The sequence below is a fragment of the Methanopyrus sp. SNP6 genome (assembly GCF_002201895.1).
GTDB lineage: Archaea > JAADCQ01 > Methanopyri > Methanopyrales > Methanopyraceae > Methanopyrus.
In genome coordinates this window covers 400183-424645 of the sequence record NZ_CP019436.1, presented here as the reverse complement: position 1 = coordinate 424645, position 24463 = coordinate 400183, and the positions used below count along the sequence as shown (strand labels likewise).

Sequence of the window (24463 nt, the reverse complement as noted above, 5' to 3'; positions counted from 1 at the left end):
TTCAGTCCTCCTCCTCTTCGATGCCTATCACCTTGAATATCCGTTTACGCACCGCCTGCTCGACGAGATCGAGCACCATGTCGCTCTCGACGTCCTGGAAGATGCCTAACGGGATCTCGGCTGCGGCGGCCTTCGAGTGACCTCCAGCGGAACCCACGTCACCAAACGCTTCTTTCATTATCTCACCTATGTTCAGGCGGATATCGTCCGTTCGCGCTGAGATCTTGACCTTACCGTTGACCACACCGAACACTATGACCGTGTGGACACCCTCAAGGTTAAGCAGATAGTCGGCGGCTTGAGGCAACGCATCCTCATTTTTCACGAACCCCACGTTCGAGAACAGGTAGCTCCGAATAACCGTCCTGTTGCGGATAGCTTCACCGAGCACGTCGAGAGTCTCGGGAGAGATGTCCGGAGACTCGATCTTAGCCAGCGCTTCGTGATCGGCCCGCGGGTAGAGATACGCGGCCGCCTTGAGGTCCTCCGGCGACACGTTCCTCGTGAAGTTCAACGTGTCAGTCCTGATACCGTACAGTAGTGCCGTCGCTATCCTCCGGTCGACGTTCCTATCGAGGATTTTGAGGTATTGGGTGAGTATCGTAGAAGCGGCTCCGACCTCCGGTCTGTGATCTACGAAGTCCGCGAGCTCTAAAGCGCTCTTAGAAGTGCCGTTCATGTCCATCATGCCGTCCGACGAATCGTGGTGGTCGACAGCCACCAGAATACTATCCTCGATACCGTCGTACTCAGCCAGCTCCCGTGGTAGGACTGGGGTGTCCACTACGGCGATAGCGTCGTACTCATCTAAGTCTACACGTGAGATCCGCTTCATCTCGATATCCAGGAGGTTCACGAGGGCTTTATTCTCCTGATGACCGATCTCGCCTCCGTATACCACGTCGGATTGAACGTCGACGATACTGGCTATCTCCTGAAGAGCTACAGCGCTAGCGATGGAGTCGGGATCAGGGTTGTTATGTGGGATTATAGCCAAACTCTCCACGTCTTCGAGCTTTGTCAGCAGCTCGTGCACCTTTCGGCGGTTCCTCACGTTGTCGATGTTGTGAAGCAACTTCCCGACCAGCAGCTGATTCGGGGAGAGAACTTCGTCCGCTCCGAGCTCCTTAAACTCCTCAACGCGTTCCTCGTCCGTGACTCGCGCGATGATGTACGTGTCCTCGTTGATCTTACGGATCAGCCTGATAGCTTCCGCGTTAGCGTCGTCGTCGGGGGTGAGGACGTACACCATGACGGCCTTCTCTATGCCCGCTTCGAGTAATACTTCTTTCTCCGTGATGTCTCCGATAATCACTTCGAAACCTTGCTCCTTCAGGACCTCCGCACGGTCCTCGTTACAGTCGACGATTACCACCTCTTCACCACGATCCCTCAGTGCGTCCGCCACCACGTGACCTACTGATCCACCACCCAGCACGGCATGAAGGGTGATCGCGGCTTCCCCCTGTTAACTCGCGGGAGGCTGTACACTGGGCGTGCACGGAGTATGGCAACTCCTTAAAACCTGTTTATGTGAGAAAACCTGGAAGCTGGTTAGGGAAGACTCGAAACAATCAGAGCGTATTTTGGGTGTGGACGGTGCGCGGAACCCGATGGGGATCGGGGAAGAATCAGCGTTTGGGCTTTCTAATCCCCAAGAACCTGGCGCACTTAGGGCAGTAGTACACCTTGCGGCTGAAAGTGTGAACGTATCGGTCGTCCACCGCCTGACGAACCACCGGATCGGTAATCCTGAACCCTTGCGTCCAGGAGATGGCCTTGTGTCGAGGTACTTTTCCCCCGCAGCACTCACAGGTCACGAACGAGGGCTTACCACGCGATTTCGACTGCTTCCATCCATCGCGACCTTTGCGTCTGGGATTGCGCGCCATCGCGCGATCCCTCCCGGTCAGCCATCTCTGTCGAAGTATATATTCTTCCCGGTCGCGGATAGCGGAATCCCTATCACGACGTCCGCGTCGACTACGCCCAAGGAGCGTGCTGCGACGCCGATGGTGTACATCAGTCTGTTGTCGACTACTAGATCGTTGGCGACCTTCGCCGCCGATCCCAACGCGATTCCCAGATCGATCAGCTTGAACCCGCAGATCGGTCCCGCGAACTCGACGTCCGCGCTGCGCTCCTCGATGTCGTCGCACGAGGCCCCGCACATACCGCAGTTGAGGCCACAAGGCCCGCTGGACTTGACACCGATTAATACCAGACACTCCGATCTCCTGAGGCACTCCGCGTCGCGCTTGAAGGAGTCGACCCCCTTTTCCTCGGCAATTTCTTCCATCCTCTCGGCGATCTTATCCAGCGTATCCTCGTCCTCCACGATCTCGATGACGATATCGTCGATACCCCTCGTTTTCGGGGCCGTGCGGGCGGCTACCGCCATCAGACGCGCAGCTTGGCGGACGCCTTCGGACTCGGAACTCACTCCCGTTTACCCCCGCACCGTGGGTGGCTTTTCAGCCAGGAGCATGTCGAACAACGTGTCACACAGGACCGTAGCCAACTTCGCGTCCTTTTCGGCCGCGATCGTGGGCGCGATACCGTCGGGATCGTCCGTGACCGCGCAGATCATCCCGTCCTTGGTTCTACACATCATACCGGGCCGAGCCGGAACCCAACGCTTCTCGCGGGGATCGTACACACGGTCGAACCTCTTGCCGCGATACGCTTCTTCGGAGGTTATAGGCACCCTTAGGAGAGCCTTATTCACGGCTTCGGTACCCCGGCCGGGGAAGAACGCGTCCATGAGCACCTTCCCTAGAGCCGTGAACGTCCCCGTAGCGAGACACTTTTTATTCGCCGCCTCCGGTTCGGCGCGCGCGTTGGTTATCCGGACCCTAACCCGATACATGCCCGTGATCGGGGTTACTAGCGATCTGACGATGTCTTTCACTCGATCCGCTCTGGGAACGTCCACCTCCAGCTCCAAGCCGGAGCCTTGCTCTACGCTCACTTCGACGTACGTGAGCACACCCTTGGTCACTGCCTCGGCCAGCGCTCGCGCCTCGACCAAAGTCAAAACCCTCCTTCGGGGTGTTCGGGTTGGAGGACATACGCTCCGTCGTGCGGGCGGTTGAGAAGCATCATGAGTGGATGAAGAAGTGCCTCCCCATGATCGCCAGCGAGAACGTGACCAGCCCCGCGGTGCGTGAGATGCTCGTGACGGATTTCGGGCACCGATACGCCGAGGGGAGACCCGGTGAGCGGCTTTACGAGGGTTGTGGGTACATCGACGAAGTCGAGCTGGCCTGCGTACGGCTAGCCAAAGAGCTCTTCGGTGCCGAGCACGCGAACGTTCAGCCCACATCCGGAGTTGTGGCCAACCTAGCCGCCCTCTTCGCGTTGACCGATCCCGGCGACACGATTCTGGGGCTTAGGATCTCCCACGGTGGACACATCAGCCACCACGATATCAGCGCCCCGGGTGTTAGAGGGCTCAACGTTGAGTACCTACCGTTCGACGAGGATGATATGGTCATCGACGTCGACAGCATGGTCCGTAAGATCGAGGAAGTCGAGCCGTCGGTGGTCATGCTCGGGGCCAGCCTGTTCCTGTTTCCACATCCGGTGAAAGAGGCCGTAGAAGCTGTGGAGGCCGTAGGAGGTTACGTAGTGTACGACGCAGCCCACGTGCTCGGGCTAATCGCCGGCGGTCAGTTCCAAGATCCGATCCGAGAGGGCGCCCATGTGGTTACCGGAAGCACCCACAAGACGCTTCCGGGTCCCCAGGGTGGAATCGTGCTCTGTCAGCGGGATCTAGCCGACGACATCGACGAGGCCGTGTTTCCGGGGCTCGTGAGCAACCACCACCTACACCACGTGGCGGCGCTAGCCGTAGCGCTCGCGGAGTTCAAGGAGTACGGGGAGCGATACGCACGTGACACGGTTAAGAACGCTAAAGCCCTGGCCGAGTCCCTGTACGCCGAGGGACTCGCGGTACTCTGTGAGCACCGGGGTTTCACGGAGTCCCATCAAATCGCTGTTGACGTGCGGGAGCAAGGAGGGGGAGCGGTCATCGCCGAAAAACTGGAGAGCGCTAACATCCTGTGCAATAAGAACCTGCTGCCCTGGGACGACGAATCGAAATCCCACGATCCGAGCGGTATCCGGCTGGGTACCCAAGAGCTCACTCGGTTAGGTATGGGTCCTTCTGAGATGGAGTACATCGCCGAGCTGATAGCGGACGTCGTGCTCGGTCGCAGGGAGCCGTCCGAGGTCCGTAAGGACGTCGAGGAACTTCGGCGTGAGTTCCAGGAAGTCAAGTACGGGTTCGGGTCGGGAGTGGGTGCCCACGAATGGTCCAGGCTCGCCGACTGGTAGTGTTGGACTTCGATGGGACGCTGGTCGACGGGGAGACCATCGACCTAATCGCGGAGGCGGCAGGAGTCGACGACGAAGTCGAAGAGATCACGAGACGGGCGATGCGCGGCGAGCTCGAGTTCGGAGAGGCCCTCCGGGAACGGGTCCGGTTACTGGCTGGCACACCCGCCTCCGTTCTCGACGAGGTCGTGACCGAGCTGCGCCTGAACCCCGGCGTCCGGGAATTCGTAGCAGCTGTACGATCCGTAGGAGCAGCCGTAGCGGTGATCAGCGGAGGGTTCACCGAAGTGGTTTCCCGTTTCTGTAGAGAGCTAAGATTGGACGCGTATGTAGCCAACGAACTCGAGGTACGAGACGGTTTCCTTACGGGCAGAGTTTACGGTCCCGTTATGAGCTCTTCCGCGAAGGAAAGGGTCCTGATGGAGCTATGCCGCCGATTCGGCACCCGTCCTGAGGACACCGTGGCGGTAGGAGACGGCGCGAACGACGCATCAATGTTAAAGCGTGCCGGTCTGCCACTAGGGTTCCGCCCTAAAAAGCCGCTATACGAGATCATCGAGATGGCGTTCGACGACTTTCGTCGTGCCGTCCCTGTCGTACTGCGCTTTTGGGGTGTTCCCGTCGAATGATGCCCTCCGAGGACAAGCTGCAGAGAATCAAGGAACTCGAGAATCAGCTAGTTAAAACCCGTGAGGAACTCGATGACCTTGAAGAAAAGCGGCGGGAAATCCAGCGTAAGGTAAACCAGCTTCAGGATCAAATCCACGAAATCCGGAAGCGAGCGGAGAGATACCGTGCTAAGCGTGATGAGCTGAACGAACGCGTCCGAGAGCTCAGAGAGCGAGCCGATGAGCATCGCCGACGTAGGGACGAGCTGAACGAGGAGGTCCAGCAGTACAAGGCTAAGCGTGACGAGTTGAACGAGCGTGCCAGGAAGCTAGCTCAGAAGGCCCGGGAGCACGTTGAAACCGCCAAGAAACTTCGCTCTAAAGTGGAACGTCCGATCCGAGAGATCCGAGCCGAGATACGTAAGCTAGAAAGGGAGATCGAAACCAACCCGCTCAGTCCGAGAAGGGAGGAGCAAATCGCTCAGCGTCTCGAAGAGCTCCGCGAGCAGCTGAGAGCGTGGGAGAAGGCCAACGAGCACTCCAAAAAGGCCGACGAGCTGTTCTCCCAGGCGGACGAGCTCCGCGAAAAGGCCTCCGAATACCACGAAAAGGTCATGAAAACGGCCGAAGAGGCGGATGAGTACCACCAGAAGATGATCGAACATTACGAACGTGCCGACGAGTTGCGAGAGAAGGCGGACGGTTACCACCGTAAGTACGTCGAGGAGCTGGCCAAAGTGAAACCGCTGGAAGACGAGCTCCGTGAACTTCAGTCGGAGCTCCGCGATTTAGAGCAGAAAATAATGGAGAAACGCGCGGAAGAGCGCGCGCTCGAGGTTCGAATCAAAGACCTGGAGAAACAGGCGGTAGACAGAGAGCGACTGAAGGAGATCAAGGAGCGGCTCGAGCGTGGGGAGAAGGTCAGCTTGGAGGAACTCCAACTGCTACAGGAGTACGGCGAGATATGAAATGGAGGTTCATCGGATGAAGGTCCCGCTGTTGGAGGTACTCCTCTACACTGACGGGTCGGTGACGAGGATCCTCGAGCGGTTCTTCGGGGAAGTAACGATCGATCCACTCGAAACCAGGAAACTGGAAGTTGAAGGTCGAGATGCGAGACTTCTCGGTGTTCCCGATGGAGACACCGTGTACGTCCGACGAGTCGTCATCAAGGTTGACGGTCGACCCGCCATCCTAGCTACTTCACTCGCCCGTCCCGATAACCTTCCAGGGCGCCTGCGTAGATTGGTTCTTCAGTCGAGAAAACCGCTTGGAAAGATGATCGAAGAGTTAAGACTGGAGACGCGACGTGAGATACTCCGCGTTGAGGAGGCGCGGCCATCGCCAGAAGATGAGGAGATCTTGGGTGCGAGTGCGCCGAAGATACCCTGGCGTGAGTATTTAGTCTACCACCGAAAGACGCCGATGCTGCTGATTCGTGAGAGGTTCAACCCCGAGGTCTTCGGTCGGGAGGGTTAGCGTGGTTCAGATGACGCTCGATGTAACGCGCTTACCCGGTGATAGCCTACTGATATCTTCCGATGTACACGTCGGTGACGAATACCAGGGGCACGATCGGGAAATCTGGGAAGCGGCACTCGATCTGGCGTTGGATTTCGACGCGTTTCTCATCGATGGCGACCTCGCAGATCCTAGGGCCCCGGATCCCGAGTTGAGGGAGCTTTTGCGGGACTTACGGAGGTTGTCCTCCGAAGTCCAGATTTACTTCGTTCCCGGGAACCACGACACCGTAGATCTCGTGAAATCGCTGCGTGACGCCGGGGTGCACGTACTATCGCGCCGCTACGATAACCGTCGCGGACGCGGGTGCCCGCCGGGACACTCGGGACCGTCACTGGGCGGGCCTCACTTACTCCGCTTCGGGGACGTTTGGATGCTCGTCTTGCACGGTCACGAACCTTGTTCGGAGCTGGACTTGAACCCGCAGAAGCCTGTCAATCCCGTAGCCCGAGAATCTCCGATGCCGAAACGCGATCAGATCCTGGACAATTACACGTGCCGGGAGTACGAGATGCCCGAACGACTGGAGGAAATAGCTCGCTCGACACATGCCGACGTCGTGATCACAGGTCACACGCACTGTAGATACCTCGGGAACGTTGAGGGAAAACTGGTAGTGAACGTAGGTACCACCTCATGTCCCGCGATTTGCGCCACGTGTCGTGATCCGCTCAACGTAGGTAACGTCTGCATACTGAAGACTTCTGGGAGAACCCTCCGGGCGAAGCTGTTCAACCTGCACGAGGCGCGGGTGATCGACCGTGAGCGTGTCCGTATCGGTCGACGCTGAAACCAACGTCGTAGGACTCATCGGACATCCCGTCGAGCATTCCATGTCTCCAGCTATGCATAACGCTGCGTTCAAGGAGCTCGGGCTGAACTACGTATATCTAGCCTTCGACGTGCCACCGGAAAGGCTTGAAGGTGCCGTCCGAGGTGCCGCCGATCTTGGGATCGTCGGCCTTAACGTGACGATACCTCACAAAGAAGCTGTCATGGAGTTGTGCGACGAGCTAGATCGCGACGCCGAACTGACCGGGGCCGTGAACACCGTCAGGTTCTCACGTGGCAAAATCGAGGGGTTCAACACCGACGGCGAGGGGTTCCTGCGGGCACTGCAGGAAGAGACAGACTTCGATCCCAGAGGTACTAAGTCCGTGATCCTAGGTGCGGGAGGTGCAGCCCGCGCTGTCTCCTTCAAGCTCGCCACGGAAGGGGCCGACGAGATCGTCATCGCCAACCGTACGGTAAGCCGGGCAGAGAGGCTCGCGGAGGAGCTGAGGGAGAAAGTGGGAGTAAAGGCACGCGCCATAGGGCTGGACGGAGACGAAATCGAGAGGGAGCTTCAGGACGCCGATCTGTTGGTTGACGCCACGCCGGTCGGTATGTACCCGAACGAGAACGAACCACCCCTAGTTACCGCCGACCAAATGCGCGAGGACTTGATCGTGAACGATCTCGTGTACAACCCACCGAAGACGCGGCTGCTCGAGGAAGCCGAGAAGGCCGGAGCCGTCCCGGTGAGCGGTGTCGGTATGCTGGTGTATCAGGGGGCGCTGGCGTTCGAGCTATGGACGGGGGAAGAGGCACCAGTGGATGTTATGAGGGAAGCCGTCCTGGAACACCTCCAGTGAATCGTTGCTAATTTAAGGGTCAACCCGGGCGGTCCACGCGGGGTGTTCCGAGTGGAAATCAACGGCGTGGAGATCGAAGACACCTTCGCCGAGGCCTTCGAAGCGAAGATGGCACGAGTCTTGATCACCGCCGCTTCACACAAGTGGGCGATGATCGCCGCTAAGGAGGCTACAGGATTCGGTACTTCGGTAATTATGTGCCCGGCTGAGGCCGGTATCGATCGCGGCTACGTTCCGCCGGAGGAAACCCCCGACGGGAGACCCGGCGTCACTATAATGGTCGGTCACAACGACGAGGATGAGCTCAAGGAACAGCTCTTGGACCGCATCGGACAGTGCGTAATGACGGCGCCTACTGCGTCCGCGTTCGACGCGATGCCAGAAGCTGAGAAGGAGGATGAAGACAGGGTCGGATACAAGCTCAGCTTCTTCGGAGATGGGTACCAAGAGGAGGACGAGCTGGACGGCCGTAAAGTGTGGAAAATTCCGGTCGTGGAGGGAGAGTTCGTCGTAGAGGACTCGTTCGGAATCACCACCGGTGTGGCCGGCGGTAACTTCTACATCATGGCGGAAAGTCAGCCGGCGGGTCTTCAGGCGGCGGAGGCGGCAGTCGACGCCATCAAGGGAGTTGAAGGAGCCTACGCGCCGTTCCCCGGCGGAATCGTCGCGTCCGCGTCGAAGGTCGGCTCTAAGCAGTACGACTTCCTACCCGCGTCGACCAACGACGCGTACTGCCCCACGGTGGAGGACAACGAGCTGCCCGAGGGCGTGGAGTGCGTCTACGAGATCGTGATCAACGGCCTCAACGAGGATGTCGTCAAGGAGGCGATGAGGGTCGGCATCGAAGCCGCGTGTCGTCAGCCCGGCGTGGTGAAAATCAGCGCGGGTAACTTCGGTGGTAAGCTCGGACAGTACGAGATCCACCTACACGACCTGTTCTGAGCTCGTTTCGAGGTCGGCGAGGGTGACACTCGTCATCGCAGGGGCTCCGAGGGCCTCCTTTCCTCATCCCACAGGCACTCCGGGCGGTTTTTCCGGCATCTTCCCCACCCTCGCTCCATCTATCACGTACTCCGAGGCGCCGGTCACTCGCATCCTCACCACTGGAACGTTCAAGTCATCCAACGTTAAGTCCACCTCGATCACCCTACCGAGGCCGGCCTCCGCGACCCTCTCCACGAGTTCTTCCGTTAACTTCTCCAACGAACCGGTCGTGATGACGCGGTCCAAGTCATCTATCTCGACGGTCCCTCCTGGCTCGAACCAGTGCCGGTTCATCCTCTTGAGACGTTCCGGGGTCAGCTTCCCCGTGTCAGAAAACTCACCGAGCCCTTTCCTCACCGGGCTTTCGATGCCACGACGGGCCATTGAGAGTCCTTGGGCGACCTCCAGTAAAGCTCGGAGAACGGCCATCTCCGGGTCTGGACTAGCACCGAATCCCATCACCATTTCCTCGACACGCTCGGCTTCGGTGATGGCTCCTACCACGTAAACGCCTTCGACTCGGGAAGGTAGTAGTCTGAGCTCCACTCGACCGACCTCCCACTCTAACGATCGGCGAAGTTCCTCCAGCTCACCATGTACTTCCAACTCGGGTGGATGGATCCTGAAGTATTCGACGATGCTCCACGAGTCCCTCTCCACGACCTCTAACAGTCCTTGAACCACTGCCTCTTCCCGGAGACGACCGGCCGAAAGTCCGTTGGTATGACTGGGCAAAGTGTTACCTAACCAGGGGTGGAACACCTCGTTCGCCGGTACGTAGATGGGTTCGTGGGTCGTCAGATCAACGCCCTCGATCCACTCCCGCGGTTCCGTCCGGTACCATGCCGGTGTCCACTTGTCATCTTCCGGGTCCCGCTCGATGAGCTCTTCTCGGGGTTCCGCGGCGGCGCGTTCCACGCACTCCATCACGGCGGAGACGCGGGCCTGGGTTCGAGTAGTTCCCTTTCCGGCGTGATAGAACTCGCCGTGTTGGGACCTTCTGCGGCGGATCTCCACCGGGACAGGTCCGATCCGGTCCGAAAATTTCTCCACCACACCCACCTCACGCTCAAGCTCCCTGTGTCGAATCCATCGAAGTGTTTCTTCCGGGAGAAAAGCTCGGAACCCTTCCACATCGTACACTATATCCGTCATCCGGAAGGTCCCCGGGTGGTGCCGCGATGCGAGTGTATATATACGAGTACGCGGTGGCGACTGGGGATGAGGAGTTTCTAGCCGAAGGTCAGGCCATGCTCGAGTCACTCCTAAGGGCGTTCGCGAAATCAGGCTATGAAACACTGACCGTAGCGCACCACTCCGTCGGTGTGCGCTGGGCGGATGAGGTCCTTCGAGACGAGACAAAGGCGTTGGAGTGTGCCGATCTGGCGCTGGTTATAGCCCCCGAGTCCGATGGCTTGCTGGAGGGCAAGGTTTTGGAGTATTCCCGTGAGACTGAGGTGATAGGACCTACCCCTAAGGCCATCAGGGTGACAGCCGACAAGCGCAAGACAGAAGACGTTCTCAGGGATGCTCAATCCTTTCAACTTCCAGCACTGGAGGCCGATGTGATGGTATCTAAGCCCGCAGACGGCGCAGGTTCAGATGGTGTTCGAATAGGTCGAGGTGAATTCTCCCGGGAACTGGTTCCGGGCTCCCATCACAGCTTGTTGTGCGTATCGGACGGAGAGACTGTCGACGTATTAGGGATTAACGACCAGTTCGTGGCTTTCGCCGGTAGGGAGCTGGTGTACTTGGGCGGGAGAACACCTTCGGACCACCGAGAGTTAACCCACATCGCGAGGGATATCGCGGAGGAAGTCGCCGAACGCATACCTGGACTCTTAGGCCTGTTCGGTGTGGACCTCGTGATGAAAGGTGAGGAGCCGTACCTGATCGAAGTTAACCCACGTCCGACCACACCCACGGTCGCCGCGGCCTTGGAACATCCCGAGGCGGTAGTTCGATCGCTTCTCGAAGGACCGACCGGGAGGGTACTGCGGTACCGTCGTGAGTACGTATACGTGAAGCGTGGGGCTGAGGCGTTGGTGCCCGAAAGGTTCGAGGTCGTTGAGAATTTCCATGGGTTGCGAGTGTATCGGGGGTAACGTCGTGAAAGCGTTGGGGTTAGATGTGGGCGGAGCACACACCGATGCTGCTCTAGTTCGTTGTGATGAAGATGGTAAAGTGATGGTATTAGGAACTGATAGGGTATATCTTCCAATGTGGAAAAAGAAAAAACGACTAAAGAAAACTATCAAGAGGATTGTTCATAAGTTCAAGCCGGATGTCGTCGGTTTAACTATGACGGGTGAGTTGGCCGATGCTTTCAACACGAGACGGGAAGGGGTCGAGTACATCGTCAGCACCGTCACCTCGGCATGTCACGCCCCGGTTTACGTGGTGACTTCCGATGGTTCGACGGTGCCCCCGGAAGATGCCCTCAGACGTTGGCGTGAAGTCGCGTCGGCCAACTGGAGGGCGACGGCCGAGGTCTTAGCTCACGTCCGGCCCGGTTCCTATCTCCTGGTGGATCTTGGATCTACCACACTGGATCTAATCCCCATCATCCGCGGTGAGATATCGGCCGAGGGACGTACCGATTTGGAAAGGATGAAGAACGGAGAATTGGCGTACTTGGGGGCGCTGAGAACACCGATACCTTTTCTGCTCCGAGAAGTCGAGATCGGCGGCGAGCCGGTACCGACCTCGTACGAATACTTCTCGATCGTGGCGGACGCGCTACTATTACTCGGTGAAATCGACCCTGATGATTACACACCTGAGACGCCGGACGGTCGTGGAAAATCACCGGAGGAGTGTGCCCGCAGGCTCGCCAGAACGGTGTGCTCTGATCCGGAGGAACTTGGTTGGGATGGTGTGATTGATCTAGCGAAGGCCGCGGTTCGAGCGCTGCTCGGACGGCTACTGAAGCACATCGAACTCAAACTTCGAGAGCACGGGCTGGACACCGTAGTGGCGGCCGGTGCGGGTGATTTCCTGATCGAGATGGCCTGCAAGAGGATCGGTGTCGAGGTGGAACAGTTCGACGAGATATTCGGGAAAGGTTCCGAGGTCGCGCCGGCGGTCGGTGCCGCGTTCCTCGCGATTAGGCGCTAGGTAGTGGTTACTTCCGCCACTCGGGAAGCTCCTCACGGGCTAGTTCCAAGTAGCGTCTGGCGTTCTCGCGGATCTCTTCGACGCGTTTTTCATCGGTCGTTCCGATCCGCTTGGCGGGGACTCCTACCCAAACTTCGTAAGGACCCACCTCGGTACCTTCCGTCACTACAGCTCCGGCTCCAATGATCGATCCTCTCCGAATTACTGCTCCGTTCATCACTGTGGCGTTCATCCCGATGAGGCAATCTCGTTCGATCGTCGCACCGTGGACGACCGCTCCGTGACCCACGCTGACCCTGTCTCCGATCTCTACCGGATACCCTTTAGAAGTATGGATCACCGCGTTGTCCTGGACATTAGATTTACGGCCGATCCTCACGGGCTCCAAGTCACCTCGTACCACGGCGCCCGGCCACAGACTGGCGTCCCGGCCCAACTCGACTTCACCTAGGACAGTGGCTGTGGGATGGATGTAAGCGCGTCCCTCTATCTTCAACTTCCTCAACGGTCGAAAGCCCCGGTGCGAGCCGCCGACCGCCCTAATGTACACGCCGGTCCGACGAGGGTGTTCGAAGTTGAAACTACCCGAGCACGTGCGGGAGTACCTCGATAGCAAGGGGATCCGAGAGCTCTTCCCTCCTCAGCGCGAGGCCGTTGAGAAGGGTCTGTTCGACGATAAGAACCTCCTGATCGCCTCCCCAACGGCTAGCGGTAAGACACTCCTCGCGGAGATGCGCGCGTTACACGAGATCATCGAATCCCATGGGGAGGCCAGAGTAGTCTACGTCGTGCCCTTCCGGGCTCTAGCGAGGGAGAAATACGAGGAACTCAAGGATGTCATCGAGTTCTGCCGGGAGAAGGGGGTAGAATCAACCGTTGAAATCTCAACAGGTGACATTAGACGTCCCATCCGAGAGTTGCGGCCCGGAATCACGGTGACGACGGCTGAGAAACTCGACGCCAGCCTGCGCTCACGACCGAGCTTAGTGGAAGATGTGGACCTGCTGGTCCTAGACGAGGTTCACATAGTCGGGGATCGGAACCGGGGTGCCACGTACGAGGCGCTGATATCCCTCGTCAGAACCTTCCGGAAAGAGGTCTCGCTGCTCGCCCTCTCAGCCACGGTGGGTAACGCCGAGGAGCTGGCGGACTGGCTCGACGCTACTCCCGTGATCAGCGATTGGAGACCTGTCAAACTCGAGCACGTGATCGTGGAAGTCCCCTCCACGTCGGAGAAAGACGCTAAGGTTCGGGATCTAATCCGAAAGTGCCTCAGAGAAGGTGGACAAGCGTTAGTGTTTTTGTACTCCCGGAGGCGCACGATGACGGAAGCCAAGAACCTATCTCGGATGGTGTCTGGACTACTGTCAGATGATGAGAAAAAGGAACTTCGGACACTCGCGGAGCGTGTTAGTGAGCTGGGAGAGGGTGAGGAGACCGAAATCTTGACTTATTCCGTGATGCGTGGAGTCGCTTTCCACCACGCAGGACTCACCGCCGAGCAACGCGCTCTGGTGGAGGACGCGTTCCGGGAAGGTCTTCTGAAGGTCGTGGTATCGACGCCGACGCTCGCGGCGGGTGTGAACCTGCCGGCTAGGTACGTGATAATCAAAGACTTCGGGATTCGATTGGGGAACGAGATCAAGCCCACGAAGAACGAGTTCAAACAGATGGCTGGCAGGGCGGGTAGACCGGGCTACGATGATATAGGTCTCGTGTTCGTTCTCACCACCCCGAACTTGAAGGAGTTAGCTGAGGAGTACGTGCACTCCGATGCAGATCCCATCCGAAGTAGGATATGGGCGAGCGGACCTCAGTTGCGGCGTTTCCTCTTGGGTCTCGTGGCGGCGGGGTTCTGTCGTCAGATCGCGGATGTAATGCAGGTGGCGCTGAACACGTTCGCATCTTCGGTGAACATCCGCCCTGAAGACGCAGTGTTATCCTCACTGAAGATGCTGGTAGATTGGGAATTCTTGGAGGAGATGGAGGGTGAACTCACGGCGACGAGAGTGGGTCACGCCGTGTCGCAAAGCTACCTGACGCCCGACTCCGCCAAGTTCCTCCTACGATGCATGGAGGAAGTGGGAACCGAGGAGGACGTGGTGTTACCGTCCATCACGCTCTGCCCGGACTTCCAACCGGCCCCTATCTCCCCGAAATCACGCGATATGAGCACGCTGGACGAGTTCATGGGAGGGTCGCCCTCGGTGGAGGCGGACGAGGTCCTGGAACTAGCCGTCGAGGAGTTCGGCTACGATGACTGGGAACTCGAGCGTAGGTTGGCCTGGGCGGAAGCGTTAAGTGATTGGGTATCGGGGTCTCCGGACAGGAGTATTCTGCGGAAGTACGGCTTGTATCCGGGTGACCTGTATAGAGCCAAGGATGACGCCGCGTGGATCGCTTGGGGTATGTCCAGGTTGGCCAACGCCGCGGGGATCACATGGCGTTCTCCGCTCCTAAGTCGTAGGCTGGAGTACGGAGTTCCGAAAGAAGCCCTTGAACTGACCGAGGTGGAAGGCGTCGGTAGGACGCTGGCGATGAGGTTGTACCGTGCTGGTTATCACTCCGTCCGGGATCTTGCGGAAGCGACTGTCACGGAACTGATGAGGGTGAAAGGGATAGGGGAACGACTAGCCCGGAAGATCCTGAAGAACGCCAGACGACTCACAGGAACCTGAACCTACGTCCTACCTCCTTCGACACGGTCCGCTCCCATCGCATCACGTCCACGGAGCTTACCGGGAACACCAACTCACCTTCGCGTGGAATCCTACGGAGCTCATAGGCGAGCGCCCGCGAAATACGATGAACTCGTCCTTTAATCCTCACCTTGCGGCGCACTGTGTCGACGTCCGACCACCGGAGTCCCAGCACATCGAGGTAATCCGAGAGAGTCTCGAAACAGACGAGTATGAACGGCTTCGCGTATCGCCCCCGCTCGGATCGCGGGATTTCGTCGAGTGCCAGGAGGACTTCGATCAAACGCAGGTCGAGGTCCGGTTCCCCTTTACCGGTGCCTTCGATTTCGAACGGGAGCTCGATGTCTTCGTACAGGAGGTCGTTGAAACGTTCCACACGGGCCAGGAATTCTGCTTCGACTTCCACCTCCGGCAGCACGTCTTCGACTTTCTCTTCCCCTTCGAACTCGCGGACGAGGAACGAGATCAGTTCGGAACAGAGGACGTTTCTCGGATAGTCTCCAATCCGCACCAGGGATACGGATTCAACAGTCCAAAGTGGTTCTGGGGAAATAGACGAAATAGTCTCCCCGGAAAACGCTCGGGCCAGGGCTTTCATCCCGAGGAGGCAAGTGTAGATAAGCGCCGTGGTGGGTCTGCGGGTTAGCCGCTTTTTGGTGACGTGTCTAAGGTACCGCTCGACCAGCCGTCCGATCATGCTTCCTCACCGAGTTCGAACTCACTGTGAACCGCGTTAACCGCCGCCGCCTCATCTTCCTCCGCCACCACGAACGATATATTCACTTCAGACGCTCCTTGTGAGATGGTTTTGACGTTTACCCCGGCGTCTGCTACGGCTCTGAACACCCTGGAAGCGACTCCGGGAGTTCCTCGCATACCTTCTCCAACCACCGCCACCACGGCTACGTCTTCGTACGTCGTAACCCTCTCGACCACCCGCTCGCCGACGAACTCACGTTCGATGATACGGGCGGCGCGGTGAACCTCTGGGCGGTCAACGACTATCGAGATGTTCGACTCCGAGGCCGATTGGGATATCATAATGACGTTGATTCCCTCCTCCCCTAGGCTCGAGAATACCCGTCCGGCCACTCCTGGGCGCCCTATCATCGTGATACCTCGGATGTCGACCATGCCGACGTCCGAGGACGACGCGACAGCCTTCACCACCTGCTCGGAAGGTTCCGATTCGGAGGTGATCAGTGTACCTTCGCTCTCTGGGTTGAAGGTGTTCTTAACCCGGATCGGGATGTTTTCCGGCCTCACCGGAATGACGGTCTTCGGATGGAGTACCTCCGCGCCGAAACTGGCTAGTTCCATGGCTTCCTCGTACGAGAGCTTCGGAACCGTTCGGGCGTCTGGTACGAGGTTCGGGTTCGCTGTCATCACGCCGTCGACGTCGGTCCATATCTGCACCTCGTCCGCCTCCGAGATGCACCCGATGATTGCGGCAGAGTAATCGGATCCTCCGCGCCCCAGCGTCGTCACCTCGCCGTCGATAGTCCGCCCGATGAAGCCCGTAATCACGGGGATTTTACCGGATTCGATCATGGGGATCAGTGTCTTCTGCGCCTTCCGCCGACAGGCGGGCAGTATCGGCTCAGCTTCACCAAACCTATCGTCCGTAATCACTCCGGCCTCTCCTCCCTCGAGATGCTCCGCCTCGAGTCCCTGATCCCTCAATGCGCCCGCCACGATTGGTGCGGACATCCGCTCCCCGAACGAGAGTATGAGGTCCGTCGAACGAGAGGTCACCTCACCGACGTAACTGAGTCCCAACAACACTTTCTCTAGTTCCTCGAGCAATGAGTCGATGTAACCCATCACCTCTCGCAGGATTAGATCGGATGAAATCGCTTCCGAAGCGGCTTTTCCGTGCCTCCTTCGGAGCTTCCCTACGAAGTTTTTAACATCCTCCTCCGTCCAGTCCGGGGCGCTTTCGGCCGCACGTACCAGCTCGTCCGTAACCCCGGACATCGCTGAAACTACCACGATCACCTCGTGCTCTTCCGCTGCGTCCGTGACGATTTTCGCAACTTTCCTAATGGACTCCCCAGTACCTACCGAGGTACCGCCGAACTTCATAACGATCCTCAAGGTCCTCCTCCCTACCCGCGGGTTCCGGGGTGACGAACGTGACGGAGGCCGAGAGGTCGGACGCGGGCCAGGATAAGGTGTGGATCCCGGACGAGGAGGCGAAGCGTATAGGTGCCGACGTCAGCCTCCAGGTCCTCGACGCGTTATCCAAAAGGGATTACCCCGTGTACGACCTGAAGAAGTGCGCCGAACTCGACGTCCGTAGTGTGGCCAGGGAGGTGGTCAGAGAGATAGGTGGGATGGCAGGTCTCGAGTTCTCACTCAAGGGTGTTGACACCGTACTGGACAAGTTCCTCAGCAAGATCCCCGTCGTGAAAACCGTTGTCGCCGAGGAGGAGCTCGAGCCGGTGGCTGAGGAAGACCGTTACGTGTGCTTCATCGCCGTTGATCCCCGCAACTATCGGGAGTTACGGGAAAAAGCCGGAGCGATCGCCGTCACCGCCCGGGAAGAACTCGATCTCGACCATACGCCACTGGTCCTCGTTCGGAACGACTTGTGTGTGGGTCCTGAAGAGTTCGGAGTCCTCACGCTCCACTCCTCGGAGGTAGCGAAGGAACGACCCCCCTTCAAAGTGGAGGTCTTAGTGGGTGAAGATTTGAGGTCGACCATGATCCGTCTCGCCCGCTTCATAGCCAGCACCGTAGCCACCCGCGCCGCCTATCTGAAGTTCCCGTACGTGGTAGTGAAAGAAAGCCTGTTGGTCGAGAAAGGAGACTACAAGGTGCGCGTCAAAACGCCCGAAGAGGTGGAGTGAAATGATCCACCCCTCACGCCTGTTCGTGAAACTCTCGGCCTCCCCGCGGGTCGATGGAGAGATCGTCGCCTGTGGTACCAAGTACGACCCGATCACCGAAGAGGAGCTGGAGATAGTGGAGACCCTCAACTCCATGTACATGCTACTAACGCGCTTCGAGGGATACCCCCTACCTGCTCCACAGGTAATCTCCAACGAGCTCGGTGAGGTGGCGGAAGAGCTCCGACGCGAAGGATTCGGACTGACGAAGATAGAACGGTTCAAGTACGACGACCCTGAAGTGGCGCTCGTCAGCAAGATCGTGCTGGACGAGACCAGGTACGTGTACTGTACGTACAGCAACGAAGACGACCTCCAGTCGCTCGCTCACGAGTGCCAATGCACCGTGCTGGAGTACGCTGGGGGCGAAGCGACCGTGGAAGCCCCTTCCAAATTCCACGCACTGCGATTCGCAGCTCAGGTCCCACTGCGGCTGCGTGGTAGCGCCGCTATCGGCCTCACCCAGGCCGCCGCCACCGAACGGTTCGCCAAGGCCGAACGTCACGCCGACTCCGAGTTTGCCGCGTTTTCCAAGATCGGGGCAGAGTGGATCATCCACCGGGGTGGCGACCCACTCCCCCTACCACGCCGAACCAACACCGCACCCGACCGCATCCTATACCTCGATATCGTCGGGTCCTCCGAGCTCGTCCGCGAGCGCGGACGCCGGTACCTAGAAGGTATCATGAGTAGGGTGATCGACGTAATCAACGAGGAGGAAGGAGTCGTGCTCGACCACCGCAGAGGAGGGGACGACGTAATAGCCCGGTTCCCCACCAAAAGTCGGGCGCTGAGGGCCGCGATCAAGATCGTCGGCCGGCTGACGGGAGACGACGTCAAGATAAAGATCGGCATAGGGGACTCGAGGGGTCGCGCCGCCGAAAACGCTGTAACGGTCCGTGAACGCGTCGATTACGACTGCTCGTACGTAGCGTTCCGCTTTGGACCCCACCTCGTAGCGTACGTGGAGCCGCCCGACTACGCCGTCAAGATATTCGGACGCATCCCGTCCGAGTCCGCCCGTGCCGTCGGGGCGTCGGCCATAGTGGGTTCACTAACCGCCCTACATCCGTACTTAGCACTGCCGTTCTTCGTTTACTTTCCTATCGCGGCCGCCCGTAGGAACCGCGATTCGGCGCCCGTCGCCGTGGTGTGGTTCCTGATCTGGGTCCTCGTAACGTTATCGTCAGCTTGGTTCGGTCTGTACGTCCGCGAGCATTACCTACCGCGGCCGTTGGTCCTCGAAATGAACACGTTGCTCTCACAGCTCATGAAATTGGCTAAGACCATGGCAGCGCGGGCAGGGGCAGGTACGCCGTGACCCTGATGGAAGAATGTAGACGGACAGTACCCGACACGGTCCGGAAGATCGCGGAGGAGGAAGGCGTCCGGCCCGAGAAACTCGCGAGACAGGTGGCCGAAGGACGGGTAGTCGTCCCGATCCACGCGGACCGCCGTGACGAGGTCCGCCCCGTCGGTATAGGAGAAGGGCTCCGCGTGAAGGTCAACGCCAACGTCGGAACCTCCCCGGAGGTCTGCGACCCAGACCTCGAAGTGGAGAAGGCCCGCGCGGCGGTCGACCACGGTGCCGACACTGTGATGGATCTCAGCACGGGTGGAAATCCTAGGGAGATCCGACGACGGATCATGAAGGCAGTGGACGTACCCGTAGGGACCGTACCCGTGTACGAGGCGGCCGTCGAGATGACAAGACGAGGACAGGCCGTAGTGGACATGGACGAGGACGACATGCTACGAGCCATCGAGCGGCACATGAAGGACGGAGTCGACTTCATGACGGTACACTGCGCGGTCACACTGGACGCGCTCGAGGACATCCTCCGTAGGGGTAGGGCACTAGGTATCGTTTCGCGCGGCGGTGCCATCGTCGCGGCCTGGATGATCCATCACGACGCCGAGAACCCACTGTACGAGAACTTCGACTACATCCTGGAGCTCGCGCGGGAGCACGACGTGACCCTATCCCTAGGCGACGCGATGCGTCCCGGATCCGTGCTCGACGCCAACGACGCCGCCCAACACCGGGAGCTCGTGGTTCAGGGGGAGCTAGTAGACAGGTGCCGCAAGGCCGGAGTACAGGCGATGGTAGAGGGGCCCGGCCACGTGCCACTCGACCAGATACCGGCGGTGGTGAGGCTGCAGAAGCGCGTGTGTGACGGTGCTCCGTTCTACGTGCTCGGTCCCGTACCGACCGACGTGGCCCCTGGATACGATCACATCGCCGCGGCCATCGGAGGGGCCATCGCCGCGTACCACGGCGCCGACTTCCTGTGTTATGTGACACCGGCAGAGCATCTGGCGCTCCCGGACGTTAAGGACGTGATCCTCGGCGTGATAGCGACACGTATCGCGGCTCACGCCGCCGACACGGCCAGGGGTATGAAGTACGCCCGTCGAGAGAACGAGGAAATGGCCGAAGCACGGTGGAACCTGGACTGGGACCGCCAGTTCGAGCTCGCTATCGATCCGAAGAAACCACGACACTACCGGGAGGAACGCCCCCCGCAAGCCAAGGAACTGTGCTCGATGTGCGGGGAATACTGCGCCATCAAGATATTGAAGGACGCACTAGAAGACCGCCGATAACCAGGGAAACGTCGCGATGCGGGAGGAAACACCTCCGAAAATCCCAGAAGACATCCGGATCACCGCGACGCGGACCATGGCGGCCGCCCGCCCCGAGGAACCCGAACCTACACTACGCCTCCTCCGCGCTTTCTCCCGGGACCGCGAGCTAGTCATCGAGGAGAAACTGGACGGCACCAACGTCCGCGTGTACCTGGAAGGGGACCGCCTCCTCGCCCACACCAGGGGTTGGGTGAACGCCGACGAATACCTCCGGAAGCTCGGCATCGAACCCCCTTGGGAGGACCTCCGCGGCGAATTCGACCGGATCACGATCTTGGAAGGTGAACTGCTTCCCTACGACTTATTCTCCCAGGAGTCACCCAGGCTGCACGAGCTCTCAGGAAGACTCGAGACCGAGGTGCTGTTCGACGGCGAACCCTCGGACATCACGGCGGAACTCGTGTACCTGGAAGGAAAACGGTACGAGTGCCGACCCGAACCGCTGTTCTCCCGAGCCTGCGAGTTGGACCCCGATCATGAACTCATCCAGCGCTTCCTCCGTGAGAACCAGACCAAACCGGACTTCGAATCCGCCGTGGCCGAGGGGAAGCTCAAACCCAAGATCTGCTTCTACGAGCTCGATATGCTCGAGGGGAGCGTAAAGATCACGACACCTCGAACCGAACAGCTCAGGGAATGTCGCCGCCTATCCACGGAACCACCCAGATGGCGGGTCGTCGTCGATCCCGATCCTGAAGACCTGAAGAAGGACCTCAACAAGCTCGAACGGAATTGGCGCGAAGGACTCTGTGTGAAACCAATGACGGAGACCGACGACAAACTCCACTCCGTCAAACTACGGTGCCCATGGTTCCTGAAGCGGGAGTTCGACGGACGACCTCCCCGTCGAGGGTCACACAAGGTCGCCGGGAGGATCACGGCTCAACTTCTCCAAACGAAAATATTGCACGAGAACCTCAGTAAGTTGGAGGGTGAGCGGAACGTACTGGCTAGGAAATGGAGGAAGCTTTCACAACGCACTCAACACGCACTCCGGGTACAAGATCGCCTCCTTAACCTCGGTCTTGACAGCCAACGTCTGTAAGGGATCACCGGGAGCAACGGTACCGGACTCCTCCCGGACTTGTTCCGAGCCGACGACCGATGCTCCGATAGTTTAGCACTCCCTTGCCCACCACTCTCCTCCCGCTCCAATTTCGGTGGTTGCACTAGTGGCCTCTCCGAAGTTCTTACACCCTCAATGGTACTTTCAACCCCTGAAACAGTCGGTGGAACGATTTGAAGCACTTTACATTTAACATTGATTGGAACCCATGAGATGACCGACGCGTAGGAGATACTGTCGAAGAGTTTCATAACGCCCTCCGGTAGCTCCTTAGGATAGTGCCGGACAGAACCGTATGGATGGTATATAATGGTAACATGGTATGTGCCCTCCACGAGGCGCTTTAACACATTTAGTATAGAGGAGACGCCCTCAGCTAAGTCTTCGATCTTCAAACTTGTGTCCTTCTCGATACGCCTGAGTACCTCTTCAACGTACTTGACCTCACCGGGAATTCCAGCCTGGCCTTTCAGTAAATTTTCTTCTTTTAAGTCCTCTATTTCACTCAATGCTTTACTCACTCCATCCCGTATCTTTCGCATCATTCCATCCGTGATTGTCGCCTCTCTCATGGCCTCCTTTATAATTTTGGCAATTTTGGTTACAGTTCTTATAACATCAACTACCGGTGGCAAGAAGCGCACTGAAACCCTACGACCCGTTTTGTACAAACAAACATTCCGTGATCCAACGCTGTGATCGTTGCAATATGCAAATCCGGACAGCGGGGTAAGTTCATCGAATTCGTCTTCTCGACCTGGCCCGAATATCATAACTAACACCTTCGCCTTGTGCTGGATGTAGCTGAATTCATCAGTCGTGTATGACACTGTGATCTCAATAGCGCTGTATGATTCGTCGTGCGGTTTCGATAGGTCATACAACACCGGACTTGCTGTGGAAGTTGGGTAATCATGGAATCTAATTGGTCTAAACTTCAACACTAGGAGTGGTTTGATTTCGGTATCGTCATAGTTACCATCTTTGTCGTAATAGTACAGATAAATAGAATGAATCAGTCTAAGAATTTCATCTGGCCATATAGCCTTACTAATCAACAATTTAAGGAAATTCCGTACTTCTTCACTAAGCTCCTCGAGTTTGTTCTTAATGTATCGTTGGAGTTCGGAATGTGCCTCACCCATTAATACGTCCTCCATATCCTCTGACATTATATCATATACTTGTACGACGTCCTTGTACTTGTTATAGTACTTGTTATAAATACTGTTCTCGTCATAAACACTCCCAATCACTTGCCCTATCTCTTTTAAGTACGGCAAGTAGTCAGTCAGTTCACATACGAACGGCACTGTGATCATCATCGATAAGAATTCTATTTTTTCCATCTGAGCTCCTTTCAATAAACCCTTCGACTACTACCCCGTCATGTAGTGATACTGATTTTACATTAATTTGGTCTCTACATATACCTATCTTATACACTTCATCAAACTGGATTGTGTCACATAAAAACACGTGGCTTACTGGTATGATCATCTTCTCTTCAATATTTGTTGATATGTTTTGCAAGTCAGGATATTTATTACTTTGCGGCACTGGTATAGCGTCGACACCATTAGCGTTAAATATTGGATAAATTATGTACAATTTTTTTGTTGACGTTCCGACTTCAGTCGCGACAGTTCCATAATCTGGATCTACTGGTACAGGAACTGATAACACGTCGAAGCCATATGTCTCTCTACCAAGTTCAAAACAACCGTAGTGAACCCACGACAGATTTCCGGATACTGCAGTGTCCGGAATTTTAACTGAAGCGTCAACCACAAAGTACGCTCTTCCATCCTTATCCCTACTAGTATATACTGTAATTGAGTCAATTTCTCCAAAACTAATACCTCCTGCTCCTCCCATTGTTGCCAGATATACTATTGGAAAGTTCATAATCTCTACCTTTTCTGTCTCTATTTTAATATGATTGTCTTCTCCCTCAGATTCTCGATACCATCTCTCCCTAATAATCTCTGGTTCGAGTGTAGTTCCAACCCAAATATTACCATTACTCACATGAAGATCGACTTTGAGTCGTTGTCCGTATACTATCCATAATTTATTTTCTTCGTACGTGATACCTGCACCAGTGATTCTATATATCCTGTCTGCTAGGATGTCGGGGGATCTACAATCATTCCATACTACTAAGATTTTGTATGTGATTCCATCATTGTCCTCAACCTTATAGTAGCCAAAGTCTATTAATGCTCTCTCTACTTTAGGTACTTTGAAACCTTGGTCACTCACCAGTATTGGGTCTTGTAACACCTTTATTGAGCTTCCTTCAACACCTAGTATTGTCCACCATACTCCGAAGTTTTGTTGTAGCCATTTCCCCATTACGGCTAGTCCTATAAGTGATGGCGTCATGCTTTTCACATCCTTTGATATTAACTTCGCTTGAAAGGTTAGCACATCATGAAAACCTAAGTCTGCCGGTCCTATCTTCAAGTTCCCATTTTTATCCACTATTAAGTAAAGTAGATCGTAGCCGTATTCTTCTGTCTGTTTATCTTCGCGTTTAGCCGTAAAGAGCACTAGAAACTTGTCATTTAGTGCCAACACTCTAAGTTGCTTAATGTCTTTGTACTTCCACGGTGAAGATATTGAATTTATGTTGTGCACCTCTTTTAATTCCGGAACGGTTATCTCTTTCACTTCTTCTGGGACATTTTCGGCACTGCTGTTAAGGGGTTTATATCCGCTCAAGTCTATCCTTAACAGGTATAATTTGTCTCCACAGCTCCAGGCTATGAGTGTTGTAACAACACCATCCTCTTTCCTGATGTAATCTAAGTCTATCCAATCTGCACTCTCTTCTCCCTCTTTTTTTTTCCGGTAGGATGGCTGGAATCTCACAAAGCTTGAAAATTTCACCGGTTTCAGCTACGAAGGATAGTCCTATTCTGCCACGTGAAGCGTACGCTACTAGGACTCC

The 24463-nt window shown here is 56.9% G+C and carries 24 protein-coding genes; 14 read left to right on the top strand and 10 right to left on the bottom strand.

Translation table 11 applies throughout. The features are described from left to right. Nucleotide 1: 1 nt before the first annotated feature. The 4 genes from BW921_RS02415 to BW921_RS02400 all read right to left on the bottom strand — a co-directional run bounded on the left by BW921_RS02415 (nt 2) and on the right by BW921_RS02400 (nt 3031). Nucleotides 2-1438, bottom strand: a complete 1437-nt coding sequence (locus tag BW921_RS02415) for a DHH family phosphoesterase (RefSeq protein WP_148688418.1) — start codon at nt 1436-1438, stop codon at nt 2-4. 193 nt (nt 1439-1631) lie between these two features. Then, on the bottom strand, nt 1632-1892 hold the full coding sequence (locus BW921_RS02410; protein ID WP_088335184.1) for a hypothetical protein: 261 nt from the start codon (nt 1890-1892) through the stop codon (nt 1632-1634). Between the two features lie 17 nt (nt 1893-1909). Further along, complete coding sequence (locus tag BW921_RS02405) at nt 1910-2443, bottom strand: ferredoxin domain-containing protein (RefSeq protein ID WP_148688417.1); 534 nt, start codon at nt 2441-2443, stop codon at nt 1910-1912. Nucleotides 2444-2449: 6 nt separating this feature from the next. Continuing rightward, nucleotides 2450-3031: a hypothetical protein gene (locus BW921_RS02400; RefSeq protein ID WP_168168666.1), complete on the bottom strand. Its 582-nt coding sequence runs from the start codon at nt 3029-3031 to the stop codon at nt 2450-2452. Between the two features lie 20 nt (nt 3032-3051). Here BW921_RS02400 and glyA point away from each other — a divergent pair, with 20 nt between their 5' ends. The 7 genes from glyA to fhcD are packed head-to-tail and all read left to right on the top strand — an operon-like array spanning nt 3052 to nt 9043. After that, nucleotides 3052-4338 carry a serine hydroxymethyltransferase gene (gene glyA, locus BW921_RS02395; protein WP_148688415.1) on the top strand — a complete coding sequence of 429 codons (1287 nt, stop codon included), beginning with the start codon at nt 3052-3054 and terminating at the stop codon, nt 4336-4338. Then, the gene (serB, locus tag BW921_RS02390; protein ID WP_148688414.1) at nt 4314-4967 is read left to right on the top strand and encodes a phosphoserine phosphatase SerB; all 654 of its coding nucleotides are present in this window, start codon (nt 4314-4316) and stop codon (nt 4965-4967) included. The genes glyA and serB overlap by 25 nt, the downstream gene beginning before the upstream one ends. Next, nucleotides 4964-5914: a coiled-coil protein gene (locus BW921_RS02385; protein WP_168168665.1), complete on the top strand. Its 951-nt coding sequence runs from the start codon at nt 4964-4966 to the stop codon at nt 5912-5914. Before serB ends, BW921_RS02385 begins: the two co-directional genes overlap by 4 nt. 16 nt (nt 5915-5930) lie before the next feature. Further along, nucleotides 5931-6425 (top strand): chorismate lyase, encoded by a 495-nt coding sequence (locus BW921_RS02380; RefSeq protein ID WP_168168664.1) that lies wholly within the window; start codon nt 5931-5933, stop codon nt 6423-6425. 10 nt (nt 6426-6435) lie between these two features. Further along, entirely contained in the window at nt 6436-7257 is an 822-nt protein-coding gene (locus BW921_RS02375) for a metallophosphoesterase (RefSeq protein ID WP_236953783.1), read from the top strand. Next, nucleotides 7229-8101 carry a shikimate dehydrogenase gene (locus BW921_RS02370; RefSeq protein ID WP_148688410.1) on the top strand — a complete coding sequence of 291 codons (873 nt, stop codon included), beginning with the start codon at nt 7229-7231 and terminating at the stop codon, nt 8099-8101. Before BW921_RS02375 ends, BW921_RS02370 begins: the two co-directional genes overlap by 29 nt. A 51-nt stretch (nt 8102-8152) precedes the next feature. Beyond that, entirely contained in the window at nt 8153-9043 is an 891-nt protein-coding gene (fhcD, locus tag BW921_RS02365) for a formylmethanofuran--tetrahydromethanopterin N-formyltransferase (RefSeq protein ID WP_148688409.1), read from the top strand. Between the two features lie 63 nt (nt 9044-9106). Here the strand turns inward: fhcD and BW921_RS02360 are convergent, their stop codons facing one another. Further along, entirely contained in the window at nt 9107-10240 is a 1134-nt protein-coding gene (locus BW921_RS02360) for a YcaO-related McrA-glycine thioamidation protein (RefSeq protein ID WP_148688408.1), read from the bottom strand. A gap of 26 nt (nt 10241-10266) precedes the next feature. Between BW921_RS02360 and BW921_RS02355 the strand changes: the two genes are divergently transcribed. Together BW921_RS02355 and BW921_RS02350 are read left to right on the top strand one after the other, a co-directional pair. Continuing rightward, nucleotides 10267-11190: an ATP-grasp domain-containing protein gene (locus BW921_RS02355; RefSeq protein ID WP_088336462.1), complete on the top strand. Its 924-nt coding sequence runs from the start codon at nt 10267-10269 to the stop codon at nt 11188-11190. 4 nt (nt 11191-11194) lie between these two features. Further along, nucleotides 11195-12202, top strand: coding sequence for a hydantoinase/oxoprolinase family protein (locus BW921_RS02350; RefSeq protein WP_168168663.1), 1008 nt, complete (start codon nt 11195-11197; stop codon nt 12200-12202). 7 nt (nt 12203-12209) lie between these two features. On the opposite strand, the gene BW921_RS02345 is transcribed toward BW921_RS02350, so the two are convergent. Beyond that, complete coding sequence (locus BW921_RS02345; RefSeq protein WP_148688406.1) at nt 12210-12707, bottom strand: gamma carbonic anhydrase family protein; 498 nt, start codon at nt 12705-12707, stop codon at nt 12210-12212. Between the two features lie 70 nt (nt 12708-12777). Here BW921_RS02345 and BW921_RS02340 point away from each other — a divergent pair, with 70 nt between their 5' ends. Beyond that, complete coding sequence (locus tag BW921_RS02340; protein ID WP_168168662.1) at nt 12778-14880, top strand: DEAD/DEAH box helicase; 2103 nt, start codon at nt 12778-12780, stop codon at nt 14878-14880. Here BW921_RS02340 and BW921_RS02335 read toward each other — a convergent pair. Continuing rightward, nucleotides 14867-15598, bottom strand: a complete 732-nt coding sequence (locus tag BW921_RS02335) for a hypothetical protein (RefSeq protein ID WP_148688404.1) — start codon at nt 15596-15598, stop codon at nt 14867-14869. The two genes, BW921_RS02340 and BW921_RS02335, sit on opposite strands and share 14 nt — an antisense overlap. Beyond that, a complete protein-coding gene (locus BW921_RS02330) occupies nt 15595-16998 on the bottom strand; it encodes an aspartate kinase (protein ID WP_148688403.1) in 1404 nt (467 codons plus the stop codon). Before BW921_RS02330 ends, BW921_RS02335 begins: the two co-directional genes overlap by 4 nt. Before the next feature lie 38 nt (nt 16999-17036). Here BW921_RS02330 and BW921_RS02325 point away from each other — a divergent pair, with 38 nt between their 5' ends. Genes BW921_RS02325 through BW921_RS02310 form a run of 4 tightly spaced genes read left to right on the top strand, consistent with a single transcriptional unit; the run spans nt 17037 to nt 21486 of the window. Beyond that, complete coding sequence (locus BW921_RS02325; protein WP_148688402.1) at nt 17037-17753, top strand: hypothetical protein; 717 nt, start codon at nt 17037-17039, stop codon at nt 17751-17753. 1 nt (nt 17754) lies between these two features. Further along, nucleotides 17755-19113, top strand: coding sequence for a hypothetical protein (locus tag BW921_RS02320; protein WP_148688401.1), 1359 nt, complete (start codon nt 17755-17757; stop codon nt 19111-19113). Then, the gene (gene thiC / locus BW921_RS02315; RefSeq protein ID WP_148688400.1) at nt 19110-20399 is read left to right on the top strand and encodes a phosphomethylpyrimidine synthase; all 1290 of its coding nucleotides are present in this window, start codon (nt 19110-19112) and stop codon (nt 20397-20399) included. The genes BW921_RS02320 and thiC overlap by 4 nt, the downstream gene beginning before the upstream one ends. Before the next feature lie 16 nt (nt 20400-20415). Beyond that, nucleotides 20416-21486 carry an RNA ligase family protein gene (locus BW921_RS02310; protein ID WP_148688399.1) on the top strand — a complete coding sequence of 357 codons (1071 nt, stop codon included), beginning with the start codon at nt 20416-20418 and terminating at the stop codon, nt 21484-21486. On the opposite strand, the gene BW921_RS02305 is transcribed toward BW921_RS02310, so the two are convergent. Both BW921_RS02305 and BW921_RS02300 read right to left on the bottom strand, forming a co-directional pair. Further along, complete coding sequence (locus BW921_RS02305) at nt 21423-22856, bottom strand: hypothetical protein (protein WP_148688398.1); 1434 nt, start codon at nt 22854-22856, stop codon at nt 21423-21425. The genes BW921_RS02310 and BW921_RS02305 overlap by 64 nt on opposite strands. Continuing rightward, entirely contained in the window at nt 22804-24384 is a 1581-nt protein-coding gene (locus tag BW921_RS02300; protein ID WP_168168661.1) for a hypothetical protein, read from the bottom strand. Before BW921_RS02300 ends, BW921_RS02305 begins: the two co-directional genes overlap by 53 nt. Between the last annotated feature and the right edge of the window lie 79 nt (nt 24385-24463).

What these genes read in the sequence shown, in the direction of transcription:
- BW921_RS02410 (WP_088335184.1), bottom strand. Translation starts at nt 1,892, where the DNA reads ATGGCGCGCAATCCCAGACGCAAAGGTCGCGATGGATGGAAGCAGTCG.
- serB (WP_148688414.1), top strand. Translation starts at nt 4,314, where the DNA reads ATGGTCCAGGCTCGCCGACTGGTAGTGTTGGACTTCGATGGGACGCTG.
- BW921_RS02385 (WP_168168665.1), top strand. Translation starts at nt 4,964, where the DNA reads ATGATGCCCTCCGAGGACAAGCTGCAGAGAATCAAGGAACTCGAGAAT.
- BW921_RS02380 (WP_168168664.1), top strand. Translation starts at nt 5,931, where the DNA reads ATGAAGGTCCCGCTGTTGGAGGTACTCCTCTACACTGACGGGTCGGTG.
- BW921_RS02375 (WP_236953783.1), top strand. Translation starts at nt 6,436, where the DNA reads ATGACGCTCGATGTAACGCGCTTACCCGGTGATAGCCTACTGATATCT.
- BW921_RS02360 (WP_148688408.1), bottom strand. Translation starts at nt 10,240, where the DNA reads ATGACGGATATAGTGTACGATGTGGAAGGGTTCCGAGCTTTTCTCCCG.
- BW921_RS02355 (WP_088336462.1), top strand. Translation starts at nt 10,267, where the DNA reads ATGCGAGTGTATATATACGAGTACGCGGTGGCGACTGGGGATGAGGAG.
- BW921_RS02335 (WP_148688404.1), bottom strand. Translation starts at nt 15,598, where the DNA reads ATGATCGGACGGCTGGTCGAGCGGTACCTTAGACACGTCACCAAAAAG.
- BW921_RS02320 (WP_148688401.1), top strand. Translation starts at nt 17,755, where the DNA reads ATGATCCACCCCTCACGCCTGTTCGTGAAACTCTCGGCCTCCCCGCGG.
- BW921_RS02310 (WP_148688399.1), top strand. Translation starts at nt 20,416, where the DNA reads ATGCGGGAGGAAACACCTCCGAAAATCCCAGAAGACATCCGGATCACC.
- BW921_RS02305 (WP_148688398.1), bottom strand. Translation starts at nt 22,856, where the DNA reads ATGGAAAAAATAGAATTCTTATCGATGATGATCACAGTGCCGTTCGTA.